The organism is Aeromonas sp. s5 (genome assembly GCF_040907865.1).
GTDB lineage: Bacteria > Pseudomonadota > Gammaproteobacteria > Enterobacterales > Aeromonadaceae > Aeromonas > Aeromonas dhakensis.
On sequence record NZ_JBFOCO010000006.1, the window covers coordinates 129,978 to 155,034 of the forward strand.

Here is a 25,057-nt window from a genome sequence, read left to right on the forward strand (position 1 = left end):
CAGGCCATGCTCCCTGACTATCAGGCATAAAAAAACCGGCGCCTGGGCGCCGGTTTTTGCTCACCGAGACTCTATTACAGAGAGGCGGTGAAGGTACGGGTGATGACGTCTTGCTGTTGCTCCTTGGTCAAGGAGTTGAAGCGAACGGCATAACCGGATACGCGGATGGTCAACTGCGGATATTTCTCCGGGTTTTCCATGGCGTCCAGCAGCATCTCACGGTTCATCACGTTGACGTTCAGGTGCTGACCACCTTCCAGGTTGGCTTCATGGTGGAAGTAACCATCCATCAGGCCGGCCAGGTTGGCTTTCTGGGCTTCCATGTCTTTGCCCAGGGCATTCGGCACGATGGAGAAGGTATAGGAGATACCATCTTTGGCGTAGGCGAACGGCAGCTTGGCGACGGAAGTCAGGGAAGCAACGGCACCCTTCTGGTCACGACCGTGCATCGGGTTGGCACCCGGGCCGAACGGCGCACCGGCGCGACGGCCATCCGGGGTGTTACCGGTCTTCTTGCCGTACACCACGTTGGAAGTGATGGTCAGCACGGACTGGGTAGCCACGGCGCCGCGGTAGGTGTTGAGCTTCTGAATCTTCTTCATGAAGCGCTCGACCAGGTCGCAGGCGATGTCATCGACGCGAGCGTCGTTGTTGCCGAACTGCGGGTACTCGCCTTCGATTTCGAAGTCGATGGAGACGCCATCGGCATCACGTACCGGCTTGACCTTGGCGTACTTGATGGCAGACAGGGAGTCAGCGGCTACGGACAGACCGGCGATACCGCAAGCCATGGTGCGATAGACGTCACGGTCGTGCAGCGCCATCAGGGAGGCTTCGTAGCTGTACTTGTCGTGCATGTAGTGGATGATGTTCAGGGCGGCGACGTACTGCTTGGCCAGCCAGTCCATGAAGTGATCCAGTCTGTCCATCACGTCGTTGTAGTCGAGGTACTCGGAGGTGACCATTTCGGTTTTCGGACCGACCTGGATCTTGAGCTTCTCGTCCATACCGCCGTTGATGGCGTACAGCATGGTCTTGGCCAGGTTGGCACGGGCACCGAAGAACTGCATCTGTTTGCCGACGATCATCGGGGACACACAGCAAGCGATGGCGTAGTCATCGTTGTTGAAGTCCGGACGCATCAGGTCGTCGTTCTCGTACTGAACGGAAGAGGTCTCGATGGATACCTTGGCACAGTACTTCTTGAAACCGACCGGCAGCTTCTCGGACCACAGGATGGTCAGGTTCGGCTCGGGGGACGGGCCCATGGTGTACAGGGTGTTCAGCATACGGAAGCTGTTCTTGGTGACCAGGGTACGGCCGTCAACGCCCATACCAGCCAGGGTCTCGGTGGCCCACATCGGGTCGCCGGAGAACAGTGAATCGTATTCCGGGGTACGCAGGAAGCGAACCATGCGCAGCTTCATGACCATGTGGTCCATCAGCTCCTGGGCTTCTTGCTCGGTGATCAGGCCTTTTTGCAGGTCACGCTCGATGTAGATGTCCAGGAAGCTGGAGGTACGACCGAAGGACATGGCCGCGCCGTTCTGGGACTTGACTGCCGCCAGGTAGGCGAAGTAGGTCCACTGTACGGCTTCTTTGGCGGTCTTGGCCGGAACGGAGATGTCGCAACCATATTTGGCAGCCATCACCTTCATCTGGGCCAGGGCACGGTGCTGCTCGGAGATCTCTTCGCGCAGACGGATGGTAGCTTCCAGGTTGACACCGTTTTCCAGGTCAGCCTGCAGGGACTTGAACTGGGCCAGTTTGTCGGCCATCAGGAAGTCGATACCGTACAGGGCAACACGACGGTAGTCACCGATGATACGGCCACGGCCGTAGGCATCCGGCAGACCGGTGATGACGCCGGACTTGCGGCAGTTCAGGATGTCTTTGGTGTAGACGTCGAACACGCCCTGGTTGTGAGTCTTGCGGTACTCGGTGAAGATCTTCTCGACCATCGGGTCCAGCTGACGACCGTACACTTCGCAAGAGGTCTTGACCATCTTGATACCGCCGTTGGCGATGATGGCGCGCTTGAGCGGTTTGTCGGTCTGCAGACCGACGATTTGCTCCAGGCCCTGATCGATATAGCCGGCATCGTGAGCGGTAATGGTGGAGGGCAGGTCGGTATCAAAATCGACCGGCGCGTGAGTGCGGTTCTCGATCTTGATGCCTTCCATGACCTTGTCCCACAGCTTGGTGGTAGCTTCGGTCGCGCCAGCCAGGAAGGACTCGTCACCTTCATACGGGGTGTAGTTCTTCTGGATGAAGTCACGGGTGTTGACAGAGGTCTGCCATTCACCGGCTGCGAAGCCTTCCCATGCTTGTTGGAACTGTTCGTTAAGTTCTGCCATTTTCATTACCTCTCAAGGTATTTATGTGTCTGCCGCCATCCTTAATGATGGCGACGGAAGATAAACCAGTAAGTCAGTCCTACCATGACGCCACCACCAATGATATTGCCAATGGTGACAGGGATCAGGTTGTGCAAGACGAAATTGGATACGGTCAGGTCGGCAAAGGTCGCCGGGTCCTGGCCGATGGCCAGCCAGAATTCCGGGCCCGCGACGCTGTGAATGGCGATACCGACCGGGATCATAAACATGTTTGCGATGCTGTGCTCGAAGCCGGAGGCGACGAACATGGCGACGGGGAGCAGCATCACCATCACCTTGTCGGTGGCACTGCGGGCGCCGAAGGCCATCCACACGGCGAGACACACCATGAGGTTACAGAGGATGCCAAGCGCCACGGCTTCGAAGAAGGTATGGTGGATCTTGTGCTGGGCCACTTTCATGGCGTTCAGCCCCCACTGACCATCCGCCGCCATGTACTCGGCCGACATGATGATGAGGCCGACGATGATGAGCCCGCCGATGAGGTTGCCGAAGTAGACGAGTCCCCAGTTCTTGAGCAGCTGGGCCCAGCTGATGCGATTGGCCGCCTTGGCCACCAGGGTCAGGGTGGTGGAGGTGAACAGCTCGGCGCCGAGCAGCACACAGAGGATGAGGCCGAGGGAGAAGCAGAGACCACCGACCAGCTTGGCCATGCCCCAGGACATGCCGCTCGAGCCGGTAGTGACGGTGATGTAGAAGACGAAGGCGATGGCGATGAAGGCGCCTGCCGTGATGGCCAGAGGGATAGTCTTGTATGCGGGCTTGGTGGCCTTGGCATAGGTAATGTCTTCGGCCAGTGCGGCGATGGCTTCGGGCTTCAGACAATCAAAGGGAGATTCTGCTTTCAATTCTCGTTACCTGCATATTTTGCCTGTGGAAATCATAACAAAGGGGCAGATCCCCAAAATTGACACCGATCAAGAATTACAGATTGTGAATGTAATTTTACTACAAATATTTGAGTCCCCCGGCAGCGATTCTTTACACCAGGTTTCAGCTGAAACAGAAACGTGGTTTTTTTAATGTTATGATTTTAAACAATTTATTTTTCATCCCTGAAAAAGTGTACCGGCAAGGCATCTTTGCATCTCCCCAGCACTCGCTACTCCTTGTTGGCAACCCCCTAAGAGGTATTTTTTGTTTTTTATTTCATCTTTGAATAACAAATGGCCACTTGGCTGACCATAAAAGAGAAGGGGCCATCAGGGCCCCTTCGGAATGTTACCACATCAACCCCATGAATGGGCTCGTTTGGCCTTCTGCAGCTTCTCGTAGGCAGCCAGCAGCTTCTGATGCAGCGGGAACTGGCTGAGGGAGAGATCGGCGGCAGCCAGTCCGTGGAAGCGCGCTTCACCGCTGGCGTGGGCCCAAGCCTGCGCCAGCGTCTCTTCGCCATACATGCGGGCAAACACGGCGCGGTACTGCTCGGGGTCACGATCCTCGTCCAGGAACAGCTCGACGCAGGCGCGCAGGGCACGATAGTAGTTGGCGCGATCGGCCGGGAACACCGACTGGTTGAACTCCATGGTCCAGTCGATGAGATCGAGCGCTGTGTCGAGTTCTCCGGCGGCCAGCGCCAGCATGGCTTTGAGCTCGCCCACCCGCAGGGTGTGCAGGGCGGTGCCCTTGGCGGCGGCGATGCCGAGCAGCTCGCGCACCCGGGTGCGCTCGTCGTGACCCTCTTCATCCAGCTGGTCAAACAGCGCCATGTATTGCTCCGCGTCCCACTCCAGCGCCGGCAGCGCCAGGATGGTTTCCCGCAGGTGGGCACCCATGGTGTTGTTGGCCAGCAGCAGATCTTCGGCCGGATAGATGTCGGACATGCCTGGCACCAGGATGCGGCAGGCGTAGACGCCCAGGTGCTCGTAGTCGGCGATGTAGACCGGCTGCTCCAGCTCGTGGAAGATGCCGATCAGGTGGTCGAACTCCTCCTGCGAGGTGCCGCGGAAGTCCCAGTCGGCAAACTCGAAGTCCGCATCCTGCTTGAACAGGTCCCAGCTGATGAGGCCTGAGGAGTCGATGAAGTGGGTCTCCAGGTTGTGGTGATCCGCCACCTGCTCGTTGTCAAACGAGGGTGGTACGAACACATCCAGATCCTTGAGGCTGCGGCCCTGCAGCAGCTCGGTGACGGTGCGCTCGAAGGCCACTTCGAAGCGCGGGTGGGCGCCGAAGGAGGCAAAGCAGGTGCCGTTGCTCGGGTTGAGCAGCACCACGCAGATGACCGGGTAGCGACCGCCGAGCGACGCATCGAAGCTGTAGATGGGGAAGCCTTCGGCTTCCAGCGCCTCGATGGAGGCCTTGATGCCGGGGTAACGGGCAATGACCTCGGCCGGGATCTCCGGCAGGCTCAGCGCTTCTGCGATGATCTTGTTTTTGACGTGGCGCTCGAACACCTCGGACAAGCCCTGGGTGCGGGCCTCGGTCTTGGTGTTGCCGGCGCTCATGCCGTTGGAGACGTAGAGGTTGCCGATGATGTTCATCGGGATGTAGACGGTCTGGTGATCGGACTGGCGCTCGAAGGGCAGGGCGACGATGCCGCGCTCCTCGTTGCCGGATTGCAGATCCACCAGCATGTCGGCGGTCACTTCACCGTCCGGGTTGTAGAACTTGCGGGTGAAGCTGTCGAGCAGACCGGCGGGCAGCTGATCCCCCTCGATGGGGAACCACTTCTCGTTCGGGTAGTGCACGAAGTCGCCATTGGCAACCTGCTCGCCCAGATAGAAGTCGGCGAAGAAGTAGTTGGTGGAGAGACGCTCGAAATATTCGCCGAGGGCGGAGGCGAGCGCCGCCTTCTTGCTGGCACCCTTGCCGTTGGTGAAACAGAGGGAGCACTCCTTGTCCCGGATGTGCACGGACCAGACGTTGGGCACGGGGTTGAGCCAGGAGGCCTCTTCGATATCAAACCCCAGGGCTTGCAGCTTGGTCTGGAAACGTTCGATGGAGTCTTCCAGCGCCGCGTCCTTGCCGGGAATAAAAGTGTGGTCGGTCATCACGATATCCTGATTTTTATTGGCTCATGTTTGGCCGCAGATAATAGCAGGGGTCGGCGCGTTTGGCAGGCAAAAAACGGGGCCCATGCCCCGTTTTGCTCTCCTTTCAACCGCCTTGGGGCGTGCCTCAGCCGATGAATTTCAGACCCAGGATCCCGCCGATGATCAGCAGCAGGCAGAGCACCCGGGCGAGGGTGGCCGGTTCGTTGAACAGCCAGATCCCCATCAGCACGGTGCCGACTGCGCCGATGCCGGTCCAGACCGCGTAGGCGGTGCCAAGGGGCAGCTGTTTGACCGCCATGGCGAGCAGCAGCACGCTCACCCCCATGGCGAGCAGGGTCAGCAGGGTGGGCAGGGGACGGCTTAAGCCATCGGTATATTTGAGACCGATGGCCCAGGCGACCTCGAACAGGCCGGCCAACAGCAGGAGCAACCAGGACATAAGGAAGATTCCGCAGGAAGCAGGGCCGTCCCTGCGCATCAGGAGGCCTCGGGGTCGTCCCCGAGGGGCAGCGGGGCTGCCGGTCGGTCTCAATGATGCCCCAAGTCGTGACGGGATGCCAACCGGCTGGCCGCAGGTCGGCCAGGCTGACGGATATTGCAGCGAACGGCACAGAATATTGCGCAATTCGACTTGCGCCCGCCGTCACAATCCGTAATGTGGACAGACGCATTTTTCGCAACCCATATTTTGTGAACCGCTTGTAAACGGCCCGCGCCGGACAAGGGATCACGGGTATCACACTCGGTTTCTATAAGCAGCTATCCAGGGTAGGACATTATGAAAAAAGTAGGTTTGGTCGGTTGGCGTGGCATGGTGGGTTCGGTGTTGATGAGCCGGATGCAGGAAGAGAAGGATTTTTCCCGCATTCAGCCCACCTTCTTCACCACCTCCCAGGCCGGTGAGGCCGCCCCCAATTTCGGCGTCGATGCCGGCACCCTGCAGGATGCCTTCGACATCGAGGCGCTGGCCGCACAGGACGTCATCATCACCGCCCAGGGCGGCGACTACACCAAGGATGTCTATCCGCGCCTGAAAGCCGCCGGCTGGCAGGGCTACTGGATTGATGCCGCCTCCTCCCTGCGCATGGAGAAGGATGCGGTCATCATCCTGGATCCGGTCAACGGCGACGTCATCGAACATGCCCTGAACAACGGCATCAAGACCTTCGTCGGCGGCAACTGCACCGTCAGCCTGATGCTGCTGGCCCTGGGTGGCCTGTTCAAGGCCGATCTGGTTGAGTGGGTGAGCGTGGCCACCTATCAGGCTGCCTCCGGCGGCGGTGCGCGCCACATGCGTGAGCTGGTCACCCAGATGGGGCTGCTGCGTGATGAAGTGGCGGTGGAACTGGCGGATCCCGCCTCCGCCATCCTCGACATCGAGCGCAAGATCACCGAGAAGACCCGCTCCGGCACCCTGCCGGTGGACAACTTCGGCGTGCCGCTGGCCGGTGGCCTCATCCCCTGGATCGACACCAAGCTCGACAACGGCCAGAGCCGCGAAGAGTGGAAGGGCCAGGCCGAGACCAACAAGATCCTGGGCATCGAGAACGCCGCCATTCCGGTGGATGGTCTGTGCGTGCGCATCGGCGCCCTGCGCTGCCACAGCCAGGCCTTCACCATCAAGCTGAAAAAGGATGTGCCGCTGGCCGAGATCGAAGCCCTGCTGGCCGCCCACAACGACTGGGTGAAAGTGATCCCCAACGATCGCGACATCACCGCCCGCGAGCTGACCCCGGCCGCCGTCACCGGCACTCTCAGCATCCCGGTCGGTCGTCTGCGCAAGCTCAACATGGGTCCGGAGTACCTGGCCGCCTTTACCGTGGGCGATCAGCTGCTGTGGGGCGCCGCCGAGCCGCTGCGCCGCATGCTCAACATCCTGCTGGACCGCGGGTGATGGCAATCGGGAACGACGACAGGGGGCTCAGGCCCCCTGTTTTTTTGGCAGGAACAGGGCAGGCTCGATGCCATTGACGCTGCAAGGCATGGGGTCTTGGTTTTGTAATGCAGTGGTACTGTTATTAACTAAATAGATATTAACAGTGGCCATCGATTATTTCCTGACTGTTCAATCAGTGCCGGAAATATATTCCCGCCGCCGCACTGGTAGCCGACTCGCTCTATTCCATCTGTACCACAAAATAGGGGGAGGTGGGCTCGCGGGATGGGCGGGATATATGCCTTGTTACAAATGAATATCCATTCAAGATATCCACTGCGAGCCTGATTGATTACACTGACCGCCTGGCCAGGCCGATACCACGAGGCCGCGGCAGCAGGTGATCCGACGCGGCGTGGCGGCCGGCTCGCGGCAACCCTGTGGGGGGCGAAAATAATATTTATATGCTCAATAGTGCGCGTTACGCCCATGGCGTGCCGTCGCCGTTTTCCCCTTGCTGCGAGACCAATGAAGGGCAGCAGCGGTGACCCATAATAATGTTCAGGTTCGAGAATTGGGAAATTACATGAGAGTCGTGTGGAGTTTGCTCTATTTCTTCAGTGTCTTGGCCTTGGCCGGCCCGGTGCTGGTCAAGGAGCAGAAAAGAGTGGCCGATCCACTGATCGTGCCCTATCAGCAATATCGGCTCGACAATGGCCTGACGGTGATCCTGACCCAGGATCACTCCGATCCCCTGGTGCACGTGGCGGTCCACTACCGGGTGGGGCTGGAAGAAGAGGCTCCGGGCCAGTCCGGGCTGGCCCACCTGTTCGAGCACATGATGTTTCAGGGCTCGGCTCACGTGGGGGAGGAGGGCCATAACCGCCTGCTGCAACAGATGGGATCAAAGGATGTGAACGGCTGGACCCAGGAGGATCAGACCCGCTATTTCCAGACGCTGCCGGCCAATCAGCTGGAGAAGGTGCTCTGGCTGGAGGCGGATCGCATGGGGTTTCTGCTCGATACTCTCTATCAGCAGAAGCTGGACGTGCAGCGCGACATCATCAAGAACGAGCGCGCCAACCTGGTCGAAGATCAACCCTATGGGCGCTTCTATGAGGCGCTGAATCGCACGCTTTACCCGCCCAATCACCCCTACTTCAACACGCCGTTTGGCCGGGCTGCGGATCTGGATCGCCTCACCCTGGAGGATGTGCGCCAATTCTTCCTGCGCTGGTATGGGCCCAACAACGCCACCTTGGTGATCGGCGGTGACATTCAACCGGCCCAGACCCTGGCCTGGGTCGAGCGCTATTTCGGGGCCTTGCCCGCCACACCGGCCCAGACTCGGCCGCTGGTGCGTCCGGTGACGCTGAAGAAGAGCCGCTATCGCACCCTGACCGATCGGGTGGCCGAACCCCTGCTGGTGCTGGCCTATCCGACCGTCTCTGCCAGTGATCCCGGGGTCGAGGCTCTCGATCTGCTGGCGGATCAGCTGGGGGGCTCGGCCAGCGGCCTTCTGCAGCGAGAGCTGCAGCAAAGCGGCAGGCTGGTCTCCGTCTTTGCCAGCCATGAATGCAATGTGCTGGCATGCAAGTTGATGATCCATGCCATTCCTAATCTGGCCAAAGGGGCCGAGCTTGGCCCCATCAAGGCGGAGATCGATCGGGTCATCGGCCAGCTCGCCAGCGACGGGGTCACCCGCGAGCAGCTGGCCCACTCGGTCAATGCCCTGCGCGCCAAACGGATTTGGCCGCTGGACAGCGTGGCCGGCAAGGTGGAGCAGCTGGGCACAGGTTATACCCTGTTTCAGGATCCCAACTTCCAGTACCGCAACCTCAAGCGCCTTGCCCGGGTGACGCCGGCCGATCTGCAGCGGGCATTGACGCGCTATGTGTTGAACAAGCCCAGGGTGGTGCTGAGCGTGGTGCCGGCCGAGCATCCCGAGTGGCAGGCGGGCAACCCCAACTTCGTCGAGCCGCCCCCCTTGCCGCTGGCCCGGCCGCTGCAGACGCTGGCTCCCAGGCAGATCAAGGAGACCCTGGATCGACGCCAGGAGCCGGCCAGTGGTGGTGCCTTGCCGGTGCCCATGCCGACCCTGTGGCATGCCAAGCTGGGTGAGCGGGTCTCTCTGCTCGGCCACTACAGCGATGAAGTGCCGGCCTTTGCCATGAGCATCAACTGGCCGGGCGGTGAGCGGGCCGAGCCGCAGGGCAAGGGCGGGGTCGCCACCCTGACCGATGCCATGCTCTCCCTTGGCAGCGAACAGCTGCAGGAGGCGAGCATCGAGGAGCGGGCGCGCCAGCTGGGAGCCAGCATCAGATTCGAACATGGTGAGGAGCGCAGCTCCATCGAGGTCCAGGGGCTCACCTCCCATTTCGAGGAGGTGCTGGCGCTGGTACGGGAATTGGTGCTGCAGCCCGCCATGCGCAGCGCCGATTTCGAGCGCAGCCAGTTTGACTACAGCCAGTGGCTGCAACAGCTGGCTCGCGATCCCCAGTGGCAGGCGGACTGGCAGTTCGGTGCCCTGCTCAAGGGGAGCAAGCCGCTGGATCCCGTGGCCAGCCTGCGGGCGCTGACCCTGGACGATGTGCGCCATTTTTATCAGTCGGTCCATCGCAGCGGGGAAGCCCAGGTGGTGGTGAGCGGGGATCTGGCCCAGGAGCGGGTGATGAAAGCCCTCGGCTTTCTGGTCGAGCCAGCGGGTCAGCCGGCGGCCCTGCGCTCTCTGGAGTGGCGTGGGCAGCAGGCCAAACGGGCCATCTATCTGCTGGACAATCCCGGGGCTGCGCTCAGCCAGATCCGGGTGGGGCGGCGCGCCATGGCAGAGGATGCCTTCGGCGAGCAGTACCTGACCCGGCTGATGAATGTCTCCCTCGCCGAGCGGTTGAACATCCGGCTGCGTGAGGAGCTGGGTTACACCTACTTTATCGGCGCCACCTTCGAGGGCAACGTCGATGCGGGTTATTTCCTGCTGCAAAGCAGCGTACGCAGCGCAGTGACCGGGGCGGCGCTGCGGCAGATCCTGCAGGAGCTCGACAAGTATCAGCGGCTGGGGCCGACCCGGCTGGAGGTGCGTACCCTGCGGGATCGGGTGCTTAATGGCCAGGCGCTCGACTACGAGACGCTGCCGCAGGAGGTGGCCTACATGCAACCCATCCTGCTCAAAGGGTGGCCGCAGGATTATGTGGAGCAGCAGGTGAAGCAGGTGAGCCAGCTTTCCCCCTTTACCCTGCGCGAGCTGGCCCGCCGCTGGCTCGATCCCGACGACATGGTGATCCTGGTTGTGGGGGATGCCAAGACGCTGGCTCCCGAGCTGGCCGCGTTGGGCTGGCCGGTGCAGCGCCTCTCCGTCACACCCTAGCGGGTTGCCCCTATTGGGCGACGGCCGCAAGCAAAACAGCCCGCCCCCTGGCAGGGGGCGGGCTGTTTTTTTGCGTTCAAAAGCGGCTGACAGTCAGATCAGGGCCAGGGCGGCGGCCAGATCGGCGATCAGATCGTCGGCATCTTCCACCCCGATGCTGAAGCGGATGAGATCGTCATTGACCCCGGCGGCGAGGCGGCTCGCCTCGTCCATGGCGGCGTGAGTGGTGCTGGCCGGATGGCAGGCGAGGCTCTCGAGATCCCCCAAACTCACCGCCTGCACGAACAGCTGCAGGTTGTCGAGCAGGGTGGCGCAACGGGCAAACCCACCTTCCAGCTCGATGCTCACCATGCCGCCAAAACCGCTGGCGAAGGCGCCGAGGGCATCGTGGCCCGGATGGTTGGCAAGCCCCGGGTAGATCACCTTCTTCACCGCCGGATGGGCGGCCAGGAAGTCGGCCACCTTCTGGGCGTTGTGCAGGTGGGCATCCATGCGCAGGGGCAGGGTCTTGACCCCGCGCTGCAGCAGGTAGGCCTCCTGCGGGCCTATGGGGGAGCCGATGTGCTTGAGGGCCACGGTACGGATCGACTTCATCAGCGTGTGAGAGCCCGCCACCACCCCGGCGATGATGTCGCCGTGACCGCCCAGGTATTTGGTGCCGCTGTGCATCACCAGATCGACCCCGAGCTCCAGGGGGCGCAGCAGATAGGGGGTGAGGAAGGTGTTGTCACACACCGTAATGGCGCCCACCTTGCGGGCCGCTTCCACTACCACCCGCGGATCTACCACCTTGAGGGTGGGGTTGGTCAGGGTTTCGAACAGTACCACCTTGGTGGCGGGGCGGATGTCGGTCAGCAGATCCTGATCGCTCTCGTAGGCGGTGACCTTGATGCCGGCGCGGCTGAAGGTCTGCTTGAGAAACGCATCGGTGCCGCCGTAGAGCGGGCCGATATAGGCCACTTCATCGCCGCTGTCGGCCAGGGCATACATGATGGCGCTCACCGCCGCCATGCCGCTCGCCACCACCAGCGCCTCGTCGGCCCCTTCCAGCGCCGCCAGCTTCTGCTCCAGCTCGGCGGTGGTGGGGTTGCCAAAGCGGCTGTAGATGAAGCCGGGGGCTTGACCTGCGAAGCGCTCCTTGCCCGCCTGGGCGTTGAAGTAGCTGAAGGTGCTGCTCTGGTAGAGCGGGGTGGTGAGGGCACCGGTCTGGGGATCGATCCGCTGGCCGCTGTGCACGCTCATGGTTTTGAATTTCATTGTATTGCTCCGTCATTGCCAGGCTGTGGCCCAACTGCTTGTGTCGTCTGAAGGGGGCGTCGCGGCGCCCCCGTCTATTAGGTATGGCAGCGTCAGGCGAGTTGTGGCTCGCGCCGATCGCGCTTTGTAGTTTGCCCGTTTGTCATCTGCGGATTGGCCGACGGCGGGGCGACGCCATAGTGGCGGACCGCCACATCCGGGTGGGAGCGCAGCCTCCCTTTGAGTACGTTCTCCCCCACCTGATAAAAGAGCGGGTTGGTCGGGTCGCTCTCGGGCCCCAGCGCCTGGGCTGCCAGCGCGGGGGAGAGGCTGAGCAGCGGCACGGTGGCATCCAGCCGCGCCGCCATGAAGAAGGCACAGGAGAGGCGAGATACTCCGGGCGGCGGGCTTGCCACCCGGTGCAGCGTAGCCTTGAGGTAGCCGTTGGAGGCGAGTTCCAGCAGTTCGCCGATGTTGACCACCAAGGCGCCCGGCAGGGGCGGCGCCGAGATCCAGCCATTCGCTGTCTCCACCTCGAGTCCGGAGTGATGATCCTGCATCACCAGGGTCAGGTAGCCGGGATCCTTGTGGGCACCCACCCCCTGACCGCTGCCACCCTCGGCTTGCCCCGGGTAGTGAATGAGTTTCATGTGCTGATAGGGGGCGCCGCGAATACTGTCGTCAAACACCCCGGCCGGTTGTTCCAGCACCTCGGCGAAGGCGGCCAGCAGGGTGAGGCTGATGGCGCTCAACTTCTCCTGCCACGCCAGCAGCTGCGCCTGCATGTCGGGCAGGGCGGCAGGCCACTGATTGGGGCCGATCAGCCGCTGCCAGGGTTCACGGATCTGCGCTGAAGGCAGGGCCTGCGCCTCGTTCATGATATCGAACTGCTCGCGCAGATCCGGCCGCGCCCGGGTGAGCTCGGCCCCCACCTGGTTGTAGCCGCGAAAGTGGGGGGAGTGCACCATCTGCACCGCCAGCTTCTCCTGCTGCGGCAGGGCGAAGAAGCGGGCCGCCAGCGCCAGGGTTTCCTGCTGCTCTTGCTCGCTCAGGCCATGGCCGACCAGATAGAAAAAGCCCACCTCGCGGGCCGCCCGGCCAAGGGTGGCCAGCATCTGGCGACGGGTCTCGGGGGCGCCATCGAGGGCGGCGAGATCGATGATCGGCAGTGGTGAATGTTCCATGTGCACCTCCTCACTGACCAGGGGCGGGATGTTACCCGCACACCTGACATGAAAACGACGACGCCCTGACCGATAAACCGGCCGCGTCCCTGTTGCCAGGGATGGCGCCATTTGGATTGAGGGAGATGCTACTGTTCGGAGTTATAAGACGGAAACAACAAATTATTCTTAGTTATATACAAAAATCGAAATAGAATTCGCCACCCATCCGGGTGGCTGCGGATTGAGCGGCGATAATGGCAATATACCGGCGCACTTGGCACCCATGTTGGCCTGACCCGACATGCACCGGCTTGTGTGCAATGTGAGCGCGACTTGAGCCAAAAAGAGGCGAGCATCGCTGGCAGCACAGAGATGCGCAAATACAGAGATGCAAAAAGGGAGGCTGATGCCTCCCTTTTTGTGACGGGCGCTGCGGCCCGGTATTGTGCCTGGCTCAGGTTCAGTAACCCAGGGTGAAACGCTGGCGCAGGTGGGCCGGTTTTTCCGCTTCGTTGAGCACGCCATCGGCCAGGTCGCCGACCGTGATCCCGGCCGGTTGTTCACCGCTGAACAGCACCTGATCGGCACCGAGCCGGTAGCCGCCGCGCTTCTCGCCGGGTTCCAGGAACACGGGCGGGGAGACGAAACGCCAGTCGAGGGCAGTTTCACGGCGCAGGGCGGTGAGGCCGTCGCGGGCAGCCAGGGCCCCCTGTTTCCACTCGGCCGGGAATTCCGGGGTATCCACCAGTTGCACGCCCGGGGCAATTTCCAGACTGCCGGCACCGCCGACCACCAGCAGCCAGCTGTTGGCCGCGACGGCGGCGGCCACGATGGCGCTGGCCCCCTTGAGGTACTGGTCGTAGATGTCCGGGGTGGTCCAGCCCGGGTTGTAGGCGCTGATCACCCGATCGTGCCCCTTGAGCACCTTGGCCAGCGCCTGGCTGTCCTGGGCATCCACCGCCACGGCGGTGACCTGCGGGTGAGCGGCGACCTTGCTCACGTCACGCACGATGGCGGTGACGTGATGGCCGCGGCTGACGGCTTCGTTGAGGATGGCTGTACCGACAAAACCGCTGGCACCGATCAGGGCAATTTTCATGGGAGATTCTCCTTCACTGTTGGAATGGGGCTATCCTACGCCCCCGAATGTGATTTAATAATCCGTTGTAAATTGCATTCACTTATAAGCTGGATTTAATAATGGAACAGCTCAAGCGTTACGCCATCTTCGCCGCCGTGGTCGAGGCGGGCAGCATGACCGGCGCCGCCAAGGCCCTCGGCATGACCCCCTCCGCCGTCAGTCAGCATATCAGCCAGCTGGAGAGCCTGCTCGGCCTCACCCTGCTGCACCGCTCCACCCGCCGCCTCAACCTGACCGAGGCGGGGGAGGTGGTGTGGCAGGGGTGCCAGTCTCTGCAGCAGACCCTCAACCAGACCGAGCTGCGCCTCTCTGAGGTACGCGACAGCCTGCTGGGGGAGGTGCGGATCACCGCCCCGGTGGGGATGGCCGGCCAGCCGCTGGCGCGGGCACTGTCGCCGTTGCTGCAGGCCCACCCCGGCCTGTGCATCCAGATCATCGCCGACGACGAGAAGCGGGATCTCATCAAGGAGCGCATCGACGTGGCGCTGCGGGTCGGCACGCTCTCGGACTCCACCTTGGTGGCGCGCAAGCTGGGCCAGACCCGGATGCTGCTGTGCGCCTCGCCCGCCTATCTGGCGCGCAAGGGCACCCCGCGCAGCCCGGAGGCGCTGCTGGAACACGACTGGCTGGCCGCCGACATGCTGAGCGGCGGCCTGACCTTCTTCGACGAGAAGGGGCAGGGGCACAGGGTCAAGCCCAAGCCGCGGGTGGTGTGCAACAACGTGCTGCCGCTGCGCCAGTTCACCCTGGCGGGGCAGGGGGTGTCGCTGCAGCCGGAGGGGGAGATCGCCGAAGATCTCGCCTCGGGTCGCCTGCTGGAATTGCTGCCGGGCTTTCGGGTGCCGCCCATGGAGATCCACGCCATCACCCCGCAGCGGGAGATCCCGGAGAAGGTGCGCCGGGTGATCGCCGCCCTGCGCAGCCACTTCGCCGAGCCGGTGGGGGCCGCGACGACACGTCCGTAGTCCGGGCAAGGAAGAAGGCCGTCCCGGTTGGCCGGAGCAAACCAGGATCAAACAAAGAGGGCAGCCCGCGGGCTGCCCTCTGTCGATGCGCTATGTCGATTAGATAAGGCCGATGAGACAAGGCCAGGCCTCACTTCATGTAGAGGCCGCCGTTGATGGCCAGGGTCTCGCCGGTGATATAGGCACCCGCCTCGCTGGCAAGAAACACCACTGCGGCGGCGATCTCTTCCGGCTTGGCCAGCCGGCGCATGGGGATGTCGGCCTTGATGCTGTCGAGGATGTCGGTGCGGATCGCCTCCACCATGGGGGTGGCGGTGTAGCCGGGGGCGATGGCGTTGACCGTCACCCCGAAGCGGGCCCCTTCCGCCGCCAGCGCCTTGGTGAAGCCCAGCATGCCCGCCTTGGCCGCCGAGTAGTTGACCTGGCCGAACTGCCCCTTCTGGCCATTGACCGAGGAGATGTTGATGATGCGGGCATCGCGCTGCTCGCACATGGCGTCAAACAGCGGCTGGGTGACGTTGTAGAGGCTGCACAGGTTGGTGTGGATCACCTCGAACCACTGCTCCGGGGTCATCCGCTTGAAGGCCCCGTCCCGGGTGATGCCGGCATTGTTGACCAGCACGTCCACCCGTCCTTCATCCTGCAGCAAGCGGCCCAGGGCCTCGCGGCACATGGCGGTGTCGGCCACGTCCAGCGCCAGCAGCCGCACCTGATCCGGCCGAAAACCCTGCTCTGCATACCAGTCGTGCGCCGCCGCCCCGTTGGCGCTGGAGTGGGTGGCGATGATGCGATACCCCTGGGCCAGCAAGGCGGTGGTGATGGCGGATCCGATGCCGCCACGGGCTCCGGTGATCAAGGCAACTTTCTTCATCTAGGCTCTCCCTGCATAAAAGATTCGAACGAGGACTTTATGGGCTTTTTTTGGTAATTGATATATTTGTTTTCAAACAATCTGACAGGGAAACGCGTCACTTTTGTGACAACCTGCCAAGCTGGCTTGACGGACCAGCACTCGAGCCACCTGGCAAGAGGGCGGACGTGACCATATCGCCCAGCTCTTGCCGCCAAGGTGGCGGCCATGTTTAATGGGGTCCTTGCGCGCAGCGCCTTGCCGACAGCCAGATCCGATCTCGTCATGACCAGCTTGCCCACCATCCCCGACGCCGTGCCTCAGCCGCACAGCCAGCTGACCCGCATTGAGCGGGTGCTCGACTATATCCACGCCAACCTGGATCAGCCGCTGGCGCTGGCCGAACTGGCGGAGCAGAGCTGCTGGTCGCGCTGGCAGTTGCAGCGGGTGTTCCTCCATGAGACGGGGCTGACGGTGGCCCACTATGTGCGCGAACTCAAGTTGAGCCAGGCGGCAGAGGCGCTGCTGTCTGGTCGCCAGCGGGTGCTGGATCTGGCGCTCTGTTACGGTTTTGGCTCCGAGGTGAGCTTCAGCCGCGCCTTCAAGCAGCAGTTCGGTTGCTCGCCGCTGGCCTATCGCAAGCGGGGCCTGCGGCTGGGGCTGCGTACCCCTCTGGTGCGGGCTACCCTGCCGCAGCCCATGCCTGCCAGGCTGGTACAGGTGCGGATCGAGAGCCAGTCGGGCTTTATCCTGCACGGGGTGAAGGGGCTGATCCACGGGCTGTTTGCCGCTGCCCCCGACTTTCAGCAGACGGTGCCCGCTATCTGGCGCGCCCTGCGCGCGGCGGGTGGTTTGCCACCCGGGCAGGAGCGGGTGGGGGTGGTGGATGTTTCTGGTGCCGGCGAGTCGCTCCCCTACTGGGCGGGTAGCGTGATGGAGGAGGGGGGCAGCCTGCCAGACGGTCTGGCACGCCTCCCGGTGCCGGCCCAGACCTACGCGGTGCTGAGTCACGTGGGCCCGGTCAGTCAGCTGGGGCAGACCCTCAACTGGTTCATCCTGCACTGGCTGCCGAGCTCCGGCTATCGCGGGCTGGACGGTTTCGAGCTGGAGCGTTACGCCCCCGATTTTGACGGCAACCAGCCGGATGCCCGCATGGAGTACTGGCTGCCCGTCGCCCCTCTCTGAGCTGGCCGCCTCTTGCCCGGCGGATGCCGGGTGCGGCTATTCCCTCCTTCCCTTTTGACTGCGCCAGGCTTTGCTATCCATTCGACATCATCTGCGTTGCTGCCGTCAGTTGAGGTTGCCGGATGGGGCCAAACTGACCACAGTTTCTCCCTCTTCAGCGCCAACATGCCCCAAATTGTTAATTCAAGGGCAAAATGACCCAATAAAATGCAAATGAGATTTGTTACTATTCAATCATTGCATTCGAGGATCAGATGTACGCCACTCACCCCCCTTTGACCCTGGTCGCCGCGACTCTCTCCGCCCTGTTGGCAAGCCCTGTGCAGGCAGCCGCCACCGAGCACCCGACACAGACCCGGGCCGACGAGACCCTAACCGTGCTCGGCGAGACCTATCGCAACACCGCGACCAAGACCCGGCTCGCCCCCCTGGAGACGCCCCAGACCATCTCGGTGGTGGAGGGTGACATCCTGGAACAGCGCGGCATCAGCTCGGTGAGCGAGGCGCTGCGCTACGTGCCTGGCGTCAACACCGAGCTGCGGGGCGGGGCGGTCAACCGGCTGGATCTGTTCAACATCCGCGGCTTTGACAACTACCAGAACTTCTACGACGGCCTGCTGCTGCAGTACAACGACTGGAACCTGCAGCCCCAGATCGATCCGGTGGCCATCGAGCAGCTGGAGGTGTTCAAGGGGCCCACCTCCGTGCTCTACGGCAGCATGCCCCCAGGCGGCATGGTCAACCTCATCGCCAAGCGCCCCCAGCGGGAGAGCAGGCACAGCGTCAGCGTGGCGAGCGGGACGGGCACCCTCAAGGAGCTGACCCTCGACAGCACCGGCGCCCTCAACGACCAGTTTGCCTATCGGCTGGTGGGGCTGGCTCGCCAGAAAGAGGGCCAGGCGGTGACCTCAGAGGAGGAGCGCTACGTGCTGGCACCCTCTCTCGACTGGCAGTTGAGTGACCGCACCCTGCTGAACCTCAACCTCTATTACCAGAAAGACCCGCAAGCCGGCATCTACACCACTGTGCCGGCCAGCGGCTCGGTCAAATCCAACCCGCTGGGCCAGCTGGGCAGCGACACCTTCCTTGGCGATGAAAACTGGAACCACTACAGCCGGGAGGTGACCCTGCTCGGCTACAAGCTGAGCCACGACTTCAACGCCAACTGGCAGCTGCTGCAAAACGCCCGCTACATGGATGCCTCGGCCAACCAGCAGAACACCTACAACGCGGCGCTGGCGGCCGACCACCGCACCCTGGCCCGCAACGCCTACCTGACCGATGAAGACTCTCGCGGCTTTGTCATCGACAACCAGCTGGCGGGCAAGGTGCAGACCGGCAAGGCCCAGCACAACCTGCTGCTGGGGGTGGATTACCAGTATCTGGATGCGCGCATTCTCTACCGGGATACCCTCGACTATGCGGCCCCTGCCATCGACATCTTCAACCCGAACCACCAGCAGATAGTGCCGGCAGACCTGGTCTTCAACTATCAGGACAACCGAACCATCCGCCAGTACCAGAGCGGCCTCTACCTGCAGGATCAGGTGCGCCTCGATCGGCTGGTGGCCATCGGCGGCGCCCGCTACGACCGCTACCGGATGGACACCGACAGCCGGACCCTCTATCAGGGGGCGGCGAGCAACAGCCTGGCCCAGATTGATCAGGACAACCTCTCGCTGCGCCTCGGCGCCCTCTACGAGCTGGATCACGGTCTCTCGCCCTATGTGAGCTATGCCGAGAGTTTCGAGCCGGTGGCGGGGGCGGACAAGCAAGGCCAGGCGTTCAAACCGGCCACCGGCCGGCAGTGGGAGGGGGGGCTCAAGTTCCTCTCCGAGGACATGAGCAAGACGGCCACTCTCTCGGCGTTTCACATCACCAAGCAAAATGCTCTGGTGACGGATCCGGCCAACGTCTACGGGCCCAAGCTGCAGACCGGCGAGATGGTCTCCAAGGGGGTCGAGCTGGAGGGGAGACTCGATCTCACCAGCCGCTGGGATCTGGCGCTGAGCTATACCCGTCAGGATATGGAGATCACCCGCGACACCACCAGCCTGCAGGGCAAGACGCCGGTCTGGGTACCCAAGCAAATGGCTTCGCTCTGGAGCAACTACCTGCCGGCCGGCCCGCTGGAAGGGGCGCGCCTGGGGGCTGGCCTGCGCTACGTGGGAGAGGCCCAGCTTGATGCCGCCAACACCGACACAGTGCCGGATTACCTGCTGATGGACATGGCTGCCTCCTACGATCTGGCCCGGCTCAGCCAGCGTCTGCAAGGGGTGGAGGTGTCACTCAGCGCCAGCAACCTGTTCAACAAGACCTACTACTCCTGCTACGACCAGAACAACTGCTGGTTCGGCGCAGAGCGCAGCGTGGAGGCGCGACTCAAATACGTATTCTGACTCTGCGTCCCGGGCCGCGCCCGGGACTCTCCCACCCCATGAGCGGTGCCGGCCGTCGTGTCCGCAGCCCGGGGACGCGGCGCGAGCCGGATCTGCAGTCACTGGCGGATCACGGTGCCCTGTTTGCGGCCGCCGCCGGACTTATCCCGTCCCTCAAGGGGCGGCTGGTGGCTGCCGGCGAGGGCGCGGCGCTGTTGATGGCGACCAAGCAGGCCACGCCAGCCGAGGTGGCGGCTACGCTGCACGAGTATTGGCGGCTGGCCCATCCGGAGGCAGGCCCCGCCTACTGGCTCACCCGCAGCTGGGGCATGCTCTGCTGGCAATCCATCTATCTGGCCATGGTGGCCGTCTACCGGCTGCGGGCCGTGCCAGCGCTGGAGAGGCTGGGCCAGGGTTGTCAGGATGGGTTGGTATCGGGCTTTACCTTGCCGGCTGAGCCCATGATCAAGGGGGAGCTGGAGGTGTTGATCAAGACGGCGGGTGAGCGGCTGCAGGCCCATTGGCAGGCGCTGTTCACTGCGTTCGGGCAGGTGCAGCGGCTGCGGCCCGGTTTCGTGCGCCCGCTCTTGGCGGACGATCTGCTGGCGGCACTGGTGCGGGTGCCCGCGTTCTTTGACGAGATAAGCCCCGCCGAGGTGGCGGCCCATGCGCCGCACTGGCTTGCCGCCTGCGGCCTGCCGGCCGAGCATCTGGCGGGCTGGCAGCCGGCGCCCTGGCCGCCAGCGGCCGGCTTGGTCGGTTACGTGCGCCAGCGCTGCTGTCTGCACTACAAGCGCCGCGATGGTGAGCTCTGCGCCAACTGCCCGCGGCGGCGGGGGGCGGCGAGCTGTGAAGAGGGTGCTTGAATAAGAAGCCCTGCGTGATGACAAGCCGCTCCAAGGCGGCTTTTTACTGCGCCTTGCCGTATGGATGACTGCGCTTTTACATCGCCCATGTTTGATTCGAATGAGCCCAAACAGGCTCTGCTGTCTGCAGGTAAGCCGGCGCCGCGTCCCTTCTCTTGCAAGTTACTGCGCTTTTACGTCGCCCATCTTGCTGCGAATGCGCTCGAACAGGCTCTGCAGACAGGCTTGATCCCGGTCGGCGGCGCGCACCGCGCCATACATGTGGCGGCGCACCCCCTCGGCGAGCGGGCGCGCCTCGAGCAGCCCCTGGCGCACGAACTCCTCGCAGGCCCAGCGCGGCAGGGCGGCGACGCCAAGGCCGGCGGCGGCCATCTGCAGCATCACGGAGGTGTTGTCCACCGGCTTGCAGCGGGCGGGCTCGATGCCGGCCGGCTGCAGGAAGCGGCTGAACACGTCCATCCGCGCCCGCTCCACCGGGTAGACCAGCAGCACCTCGGGGCGCAGATCCTCAGGCTTGATGGTCTGCTGGCCACAGAGGGGGTGGTCCGGCGCCATCACCAGCACCAGCTCGAAGGCGAACAGCGGCTCGAAGTGGAGATCGCCGCGGGCCTGCACGTCCGAGGTGAGCAGCAGGTCGAGCTGGCCGCCGAGCAGGGCGCTGATGGCATCAAAGCCCGGCACCGACTCCACTTCCAGGTCAACCCCCGGCCACTGACGGCGAAAATCTGGCAACAGCGGCAGCAGCCACTGGATGCAGCTGTGGCAATCGAGCGCCAGGTGAAGGCGACCGGCGTCGCCGCTGTGCAGGGCCTGCAGCTGTTTCTCGGTCTGCGCCAGCGCCGGCAGCACCTGACGGGCCAGCCCCAGCAGCTGGTTGCCGGCCGCAGTCAGCACCAGCGGGCGGCTCTTGCGCAGATAGAGCTCCAGATTGAGGCGGGTCTCCAGCTCCTTGAGCTGGTGGGAGAGGGCGGACTGGGTGAGGTTGAGGGTCAGCGCCGCACCGGCCAGCGAGCCCTGCTCGGCCAGCGCGCTCACCGTTTTCAGGTGCTTGATGTCGATCCCCGGGTTGCTTGACACCGCCATGGTATCCCTCCTTGTTGTGCCTGGGCGGCGGCTTGTTGCCCGCCTTGAGAATTTCTTGAGAGCCAGTTGAAAAGGATTCAATAGCCAACGCCACCTTATCTTGTCATTTTGGATGTGTAAACATCTGGATGGCTAAATCATCCAGTTCACCATCAGATGAATGAGCATAAGGAATGGAACCTATGACCTGCGCACACACCCTGGGCTTTCCCCGTATTGGCGCCAAGCGCGAGCTGAAATTTGCCCTCGAATCTTACTGGCGCGGCGAAACCAGCCAGGCGGAACTCATCGCCACCGGCAAGAGCCTGCGTGAGCGTCACTGGCAGGCCCAGCAACAGGCCGGCGTAACCCTGCTGCCGGTGGGTGACTTCGCCTGGTACGATCAGGTGCTCGGCACCAGCCTGCTGGTGGATGCCATCCCCGCCCGTCACCGCCATGGCGACACCGATCTCGATACCCTGTTCCGGGTCGCCCGTGGCCGTGCGCCGACCGGTCCGGCCGCCGCCGCCGCCGAGATGACCAAGTGGTTCAACACCAACTACCACTACCTGGTGCCCGAGTTCAGCCGCGACCAGCGTTTCAAACTGGGCTGGAGCCAGCTGTTTGACGAAGTGGAGGAGGCCAAGGCGCTGGGGCTGCCGGTCAAGGCGGTGCTGCTGGGCCCGGTCTCCTACCTGTGGCTCGGCAAGGAGAAAGAGAGCGGCTTCTCCCGCCTCGAGCTGCTCGACCGCCTGCTCATCGTCTACCAGGAGATCCTGGCAAAACTGGCCGCCCAGGGGGTGGAGTGGGTGCAGATCGACGAGCCGGCGCTGGCGCTGGACCTGCCGGACGAGTGGCGCCTCGCCTACCTCAACGCCTATGAGCGTCTGGCCGGTCCCTGCAAGCTGCTGCTGACTACCTATTTCGGTTCGGTTGCCCATCAGCGCGACATCATCACCAGCCTGAAGGTGGATGGCCTGCACCTGGATCTGGTGGCGGCCCCCGAGCAGCTGGAGACCCTGGTCCCGCACCTGCCGGCCCAGTGGGTCATCTCGGCCGGGGTCATCAACGGTCGCAACGTCTGGCGTGCCAATCTGGCCAAGCTGGTGCCGACCCTGAAAGCACTGAAAGCCAAGCTTGGCGAGCGGCTTTGGGTCGGCTCCTCCTGCTCCTTGCTGCACAGCCCGGTAGACTTGACCCTGGAGCACGAGCTGGATCCCCAGACCCGCAGCTGGTTCGCCTTTGCCCTGCAAAAATGCTACGAGCTGGGCCTGCTGGCTGACCATCTCAATGGCGGGGAGCTGGACAAGATCACCGCTTACAGCCAGCCCATCGTGGATCGGGAGTCTGACAGCCGGGTGCACAAGAAGGCGGTGCAGTCACGCCTCGCCAGCCTCACCAACAGCGATTTCGAACGCCACAGCGCCTACCCGGTGCGGGCCGAGGCACAGCGCGCGGATCTCAAGTTGCCGCTGCTGCCGACCACCACCATCGGCTCCTTCCCGCAGACCTCGGAAATTCGGGTACTGCGCCAGGATTGGCGAGCCGGTCGTATCGACGGCAGTGCCTACGAGGCGGGCATTCAGGCCCAGATCAAGGATGCCATCGAGCGTCAGGAGGCCATCGGGCTGGACGTGCTGGTGCACGGCGAAGCCGAGCGCAACGACATGGTGGAGTACTTCGGTGAGCTGCTGGATGGCTTTGCCATCACCCGCTTCGGCTGGGTACAGAGCTATGGCTCCCGCTGCGTCAAGCCGCCGGTGATCACCCGCGACATCGACCGACCCACACCCATGACCCTGGCGTGGACCCAGTTTGCCCAGAGCCTGACCGACAAGCCGGTCAAGGGTATGCTGACTGGCCCTGTGACCATCCTCTGCTGGTCCTTCCCCCGCGAAGACGTGAGCCGCGAACAGTCTGCCCTGCAAATTGGCCTGGCCATTCGCGACGAGGTGGCAGACCTGGAAGCTGCCGGCATCAAGATCATCCAGATCGACGAGCCGGCGATCCGCGAAGGGCTGCCCCTGCGCAAGCAGGATCATCAGGCTTATCTCGACTGGGCGGTGCGCGCCTTCCGTCTGAGCGCGAGCCCGGTGGTGGACAGCACCCAGATCCACACCCACATGTGCTACAGCGACTTCAACCTCATTATCGAGGCGGTGGCGGCGCTCGATGCGGACGTGATCACCATCGAGACCAGCCGTAGCCAGATGCAGCTGCTTGGAGCGTTCGAGCGCTTCAACTACCCCAACGAAATCGGCCCGGGCGTCTATGACATCCACTCGCCGAACGTGCCGAGCCAGGGCTGGATTGAGGATCTGATCCGCAAGGCCGCCAAGCAGATCCCGGCAGAGCGGCTCTGGGTCAACCCGGACTGCGGCCTCAAGACCCGCGGCTGGGAAGAGACAGAGGCCGCCCTCAAGGTGATGGTCGATGCCACCAAGGCGCTGCGTGCCGAGCTGGCCTGAAGAACATCTGCAAACAACAAGAGAGTACGGGCATAACGAAGAGGGAAGGCGCAAGCCTTCCCTCTCTCTTTTTATGCCGGATCAGCCGTTGATGTTGGCCGGGGGAGGGTCTGTAGCAATGACGGCGCGGGCAGGCCGGGTGGCACGTCGGTCCCGGAACACTGGACGCCCCCCCATAACCCCCGCCATGTTCCCCCTGCTTTGCAAGGCTGGCTCCCCGACCAGCAAGCGTGGCCGCTTGACGATATCACCCCGCCTGCGCCGGCGAGGTCTCGCCCATTTTTTCATTCGATGCGCTTGCGCTAGGCTCAGGGCAGGGTGATGACGGTGGGGCTGACATGATGAAAGCGGGTCTCTGGTTCGGGTGTTTATGGGGGCTGCTGTTGGCGGCATCTTCCCAGGCGGTTGCCGTCTCTTCGCTCAACATGGTCTATTTCGATGATTTTGCCCCCTACTCATGGCGTGACGAGGAGGGCAAGATGCGCGGCCTCATGGTGGATGTGATGGACAGGGTCGGGCTCGAGCTTGGGGTTCAGGTGCATCATGAGGGATATCCCTGGTTGCGGGCGCAGAAACTGGTTCGTGCCGGTCAAGCCGACGGCTTCGTCACCGTGCCGACCCGGGAGCGGCGAGCCTATACCCGGGTGGTCGAAGCCCCGGTGGCCTTCTCCCCCTTGACCCTGTTCACGCAAACCGGGCATCCGGCTCTGGCCCGTCTCAACCAGGCCCGCGCCTTGAGCGATCTCAAGGCGTTCACCATTCTCGACTACATCGGCAATGGCTGGGGCAAGGAGAACCTGGTCGGTTTCAAGGTCCATCTCACCAGCAATGTGGACAATGTCTTCAAGTTGCTGGCGGCCGGTCGGGGGGATCTGATGATCACGGATCCTCTGGTGGCGCGCTTCAAGCTGGCTCAGCTGGGATTGGCGGGGACGATCACGGAAGTCCCCCTGCAACTGGAGCTGACGCCGCTCCACCTCTGTATTGCCAACTCATCCCCCTTCGCCGCCAGGGTGGACGAGTTGACTCGCATCTTGGCGCGATTGCGGCAAAGTGGCGAGTTGGCCAGGATGGAGGCTCGCTATCGTTGACGCTGATGATGAAAAGA

General features: G+C 63.0%; 17 protein-coding genes. 8 read left to right on the top strand and 9 right to left on the bottom strand.

Translation table 11 applies throughout. The features are described 5' to 3' along the window. Positions 1 to 74: 74 nt before the first annotated feature. The 4 genes from pflB to sugE all read right to left on the bottom strand — a co-directional run bounded on the left by pflB (position 75) and on the right by sugE (position 5,831). A complete protein-coding gene (gene pflB / locus AB5Y94_RS04880; protein ID WP_134694988.1) occupies positions 75 to 2,357 on the bottom strand; it encodes a formate C-acetyltransferase in 2,283 nt (760 codons plus the stop codon). 41 nt (positions 2,358 to 2,398) lie between these two features. Continuing rightward, the gene (gene focA, locus AB5Y94_RS04885; RefSeq protein ID WP_368205096.1) at positions 2,399 to 3,247 is read right to left on the bottom strand and encodes a formate transporter FocA; all 849 of its coding nucleotides are present in this window, start codon (positions 3,245 to 3,247) and stop codon (positions 2,399 to 2,401) included. A 381-nt stretch (positions 3,248 to 3,628) separates the two neighbouring features. After that, positions 3,629 to 5,389 carry a 30S ribosomal protein S12 methylthiotransferase accessory factor YcaO gene (gene ycaO / locus AB5Y94_RS04890; RefSeq protein ID WP_024941585.1) on the bottom strand — a complete coding sequence of 587 codons (1,761 nt, stop codon included), beginning with the start codon at positions 5,387 to 5,389 and terminating at the stop codon, positions 3,629 to 3,631. 127 nt (positions 5,390 to 5,516) lie between these two features. Continuing rightward, positions 5,517 to 5,831, bottom strand: a complete 315-nt coding sequence (sugE, locus tag AB5Y94_RS04895) for a quaternary ammonium compound efflux SMR transporter SugE (protein WP_368205098.1) — start codon at positions 5,829 to 5,831, stop codon at positions 5,517 to 5,519. A 339-nt stretch (positions 5,832 to 6,170) separates the two neighbouring features. Here sugE and asd point away from each other — a divergent pair, with 339 nt between their 5' ends. Next, positions 6,171 to 7,286 (top strand): aspartate-semialdehyde dehydrogenase, encoded by a 1,116-nt coding sequence (gene asd / locus AB5Y94_RS04900; RefSeq protein ID WP_011705815.1) that lies wholly within the window; start codon positions 6,171 to 6,173, stop codon positions 7,284 to 7,286. A gap of 568 nt (positions 7,287 to 7,854) precedes the next feature. Continuing rightward, the gene (locus AB5Y94_RS04905; protein ID WP_368205100.1) at positions 7,855 to 10,632 is read left to right on the top strand and encodes a M16 family metallopeptidase; all 2,778 of its coding nucleotides are present in this window, start codon (positions 7,855 to 7,857) and stop codon (positions 10,630 to 10,632) included. A 93-nt stretch (positions 10,633 to 10,725) separates the two neighbouring features. Here AB5Y94_RS04905 and AB5Y94_RS04910 read toward each other — a convergent pair whose 3' ends face one another. From AB5Y94_RS04910 to AB5Y94_RS04920, 3 genes are all read right to left on the bottom strand, one after another. Further along, positions 10,726 to 11,889, bottom strand: a complete 1,164-nt coding sequence (locus tag AB5Y94_RS04910) for a PLP-dependent aspartate aminotransferase family protein (protein ID WP_368205102.1) — start codon at positions 11,887 to 11,889, stop codon at positions 10,726 to 10,728. Between the two features lie 92 nt (positions 11,890 to 11,981). Beyond that, positions 11,982 to 13,052 (bottom strand): isopenicillin N synthase family dioxygenase, encoded by a 1,071-nt coding sequence (locus AB5Y94_RS04915; protein ID WP_368205104.1) that lies wholly within the window; start codon positions 13,050 to 13,052, stop codon positions 11,982 to 11,984. 442 nt (positions 13,053 to 13,494) lie between these two features. Then, positions 13,495 to 14,133, bottom strand: a complete 639-nt coding sequence (locus AB5Y94_RS04920) for an NAD(P)-dependent oxidoreductase (protein ID WP_065017736.1) — start codon at positions 14,131 to 14,133, stop codon at positions 13,495 to 13,497. 101 nt (positions 14,134 to 14,234) lie between these two features. Here AB5Y94_RS04920 and AB5Y94_RS04925 point away from each other — a divergent pair, with 101 nt between their 5' ends. Continuing rightward, the gene (locus AB5Y94_RS04925) at positions 14,235 to 15,140 is read left to right on the top strand and encodes a LysR family transcriptional regulator (RefSeq protein WP_368205106.1); all 906 of its coding nucleotides are present in this window, start codon (positions 14,235 to 14,237) and stop codon (positions 15,138 to 15,140) included. 130 nt (positions 15,141 to 15,270) lie between these two features. Here the strand turns inward: AB5Y94_RS04925 and AB5Y94_RS04930 are convergent, their stop codons facing one another. Continuing rightward, entirely contained in the window at positions 15,271 to 16,011 is a 741-nt protein-coding gene (locus tag AB5Y94_RS04930; protein ID WP_010634159.1) for an SDR family oxidoreductase, read from the bottom strand. 264 nt (positions 16,012 to 16,275) lie between these two features. On the opposite strand from AB5Y94_RS04930, the gene AB5Y94_RS04935 reads away from it, so the two are divergent. The 3 genes from AB5Y94_RS04935 to AB5Y94_RS04945 all read left to right on the top strand — a co-directional run bounded on the left by AB5Y94_RS04935 (position 16,276) and on the right by AB5Y94_RS04945 (position 20,419). Next, on the top strand, positions 16,276 to 17,175 hold the full coding sequence (locus tag AB5Y94_RS04935; protein WP_368205108.1) for a helix-turn-helix domain-containing protein: 900 nt from the start codon (positions 16,276 to 16,278) through the stop codon (positions 17,173 to 17,175). A gap of 254 nt (positions 17,176 to 17,429) precedes the next feature. Continuing rightward, on the top strand, positions 17,430 to 19,574 hold the full coding sequence (locus AB5Y94_RS04940) for a TonB-dependent siderophore receptor (RefSeq protein ID WP_368205110.1): 2,145 nt from the start codon (positions 17,430 to 17,432) through the stop codon (positions 19,572 to 19,574). A gap of 38 nt (positions 19,575 to 19,612) precedes the next feature. Then, entirely contained in the window at positions 19,613 to 20,419 is an 807-nt protein-coding gene (locus tag AB5Y94_RS04945; protein ID WP_368205112.1) for a siderophore ferric iron reductase, read from the top strand. 162 nt (positions 20,420 to 20,581) lie between these two features. Here the strand turns inward: AB5Y94_RS04945 and AB5Y94_RS04950 are convergent, their stop codons facing one another. Then, positions 20,582 to 21,502: a LysR substrate-binding domain-containing protein gene (locus AB5Y94_RS04950; RefSeq protein WP_076360592.1), complete on the bottom strand. Its 921-nt coding sequence runs from the start codon at positions 21,500 to 21,502 to the stop codon at positions 20,582 to 20,584. A gap of 182 nt (positions 21,503 to 21,684) precedes the next feature. Between AB5Y94_RS04950 and metE the strand changes: the two genes are divergently transcribed. Both metE and AB5Y94_RS04960 read left to right on the top strand, forming a co-directional pair. Continuing rightward, positions 21,685 to 23,949, top strand: a complete 2,265-nt coding sequence (gene metE, locus AB5Y94_RS04955) for a 5-methyltetrahydropteroyltriglutamate--homocysteine S-methyltransferase (protein WP_368205114.1) — start codon at positions 21,685 to 21,687, stop codon at positions 23,947 to 23,949. 425 nt (positions 23,950 to 24,374) lie between these two features. After that, entirely contained in the window at positions 24,375 to 25,040 is a 666-nt protein-coding gene (locus AB5Y94_RS04960) for an ABC transporter substrate-binding protein (protein ID WP_017780069.1), read from the top strand. Positions 25,041 to 25,057: the final 17 nt, after the last annotated feature.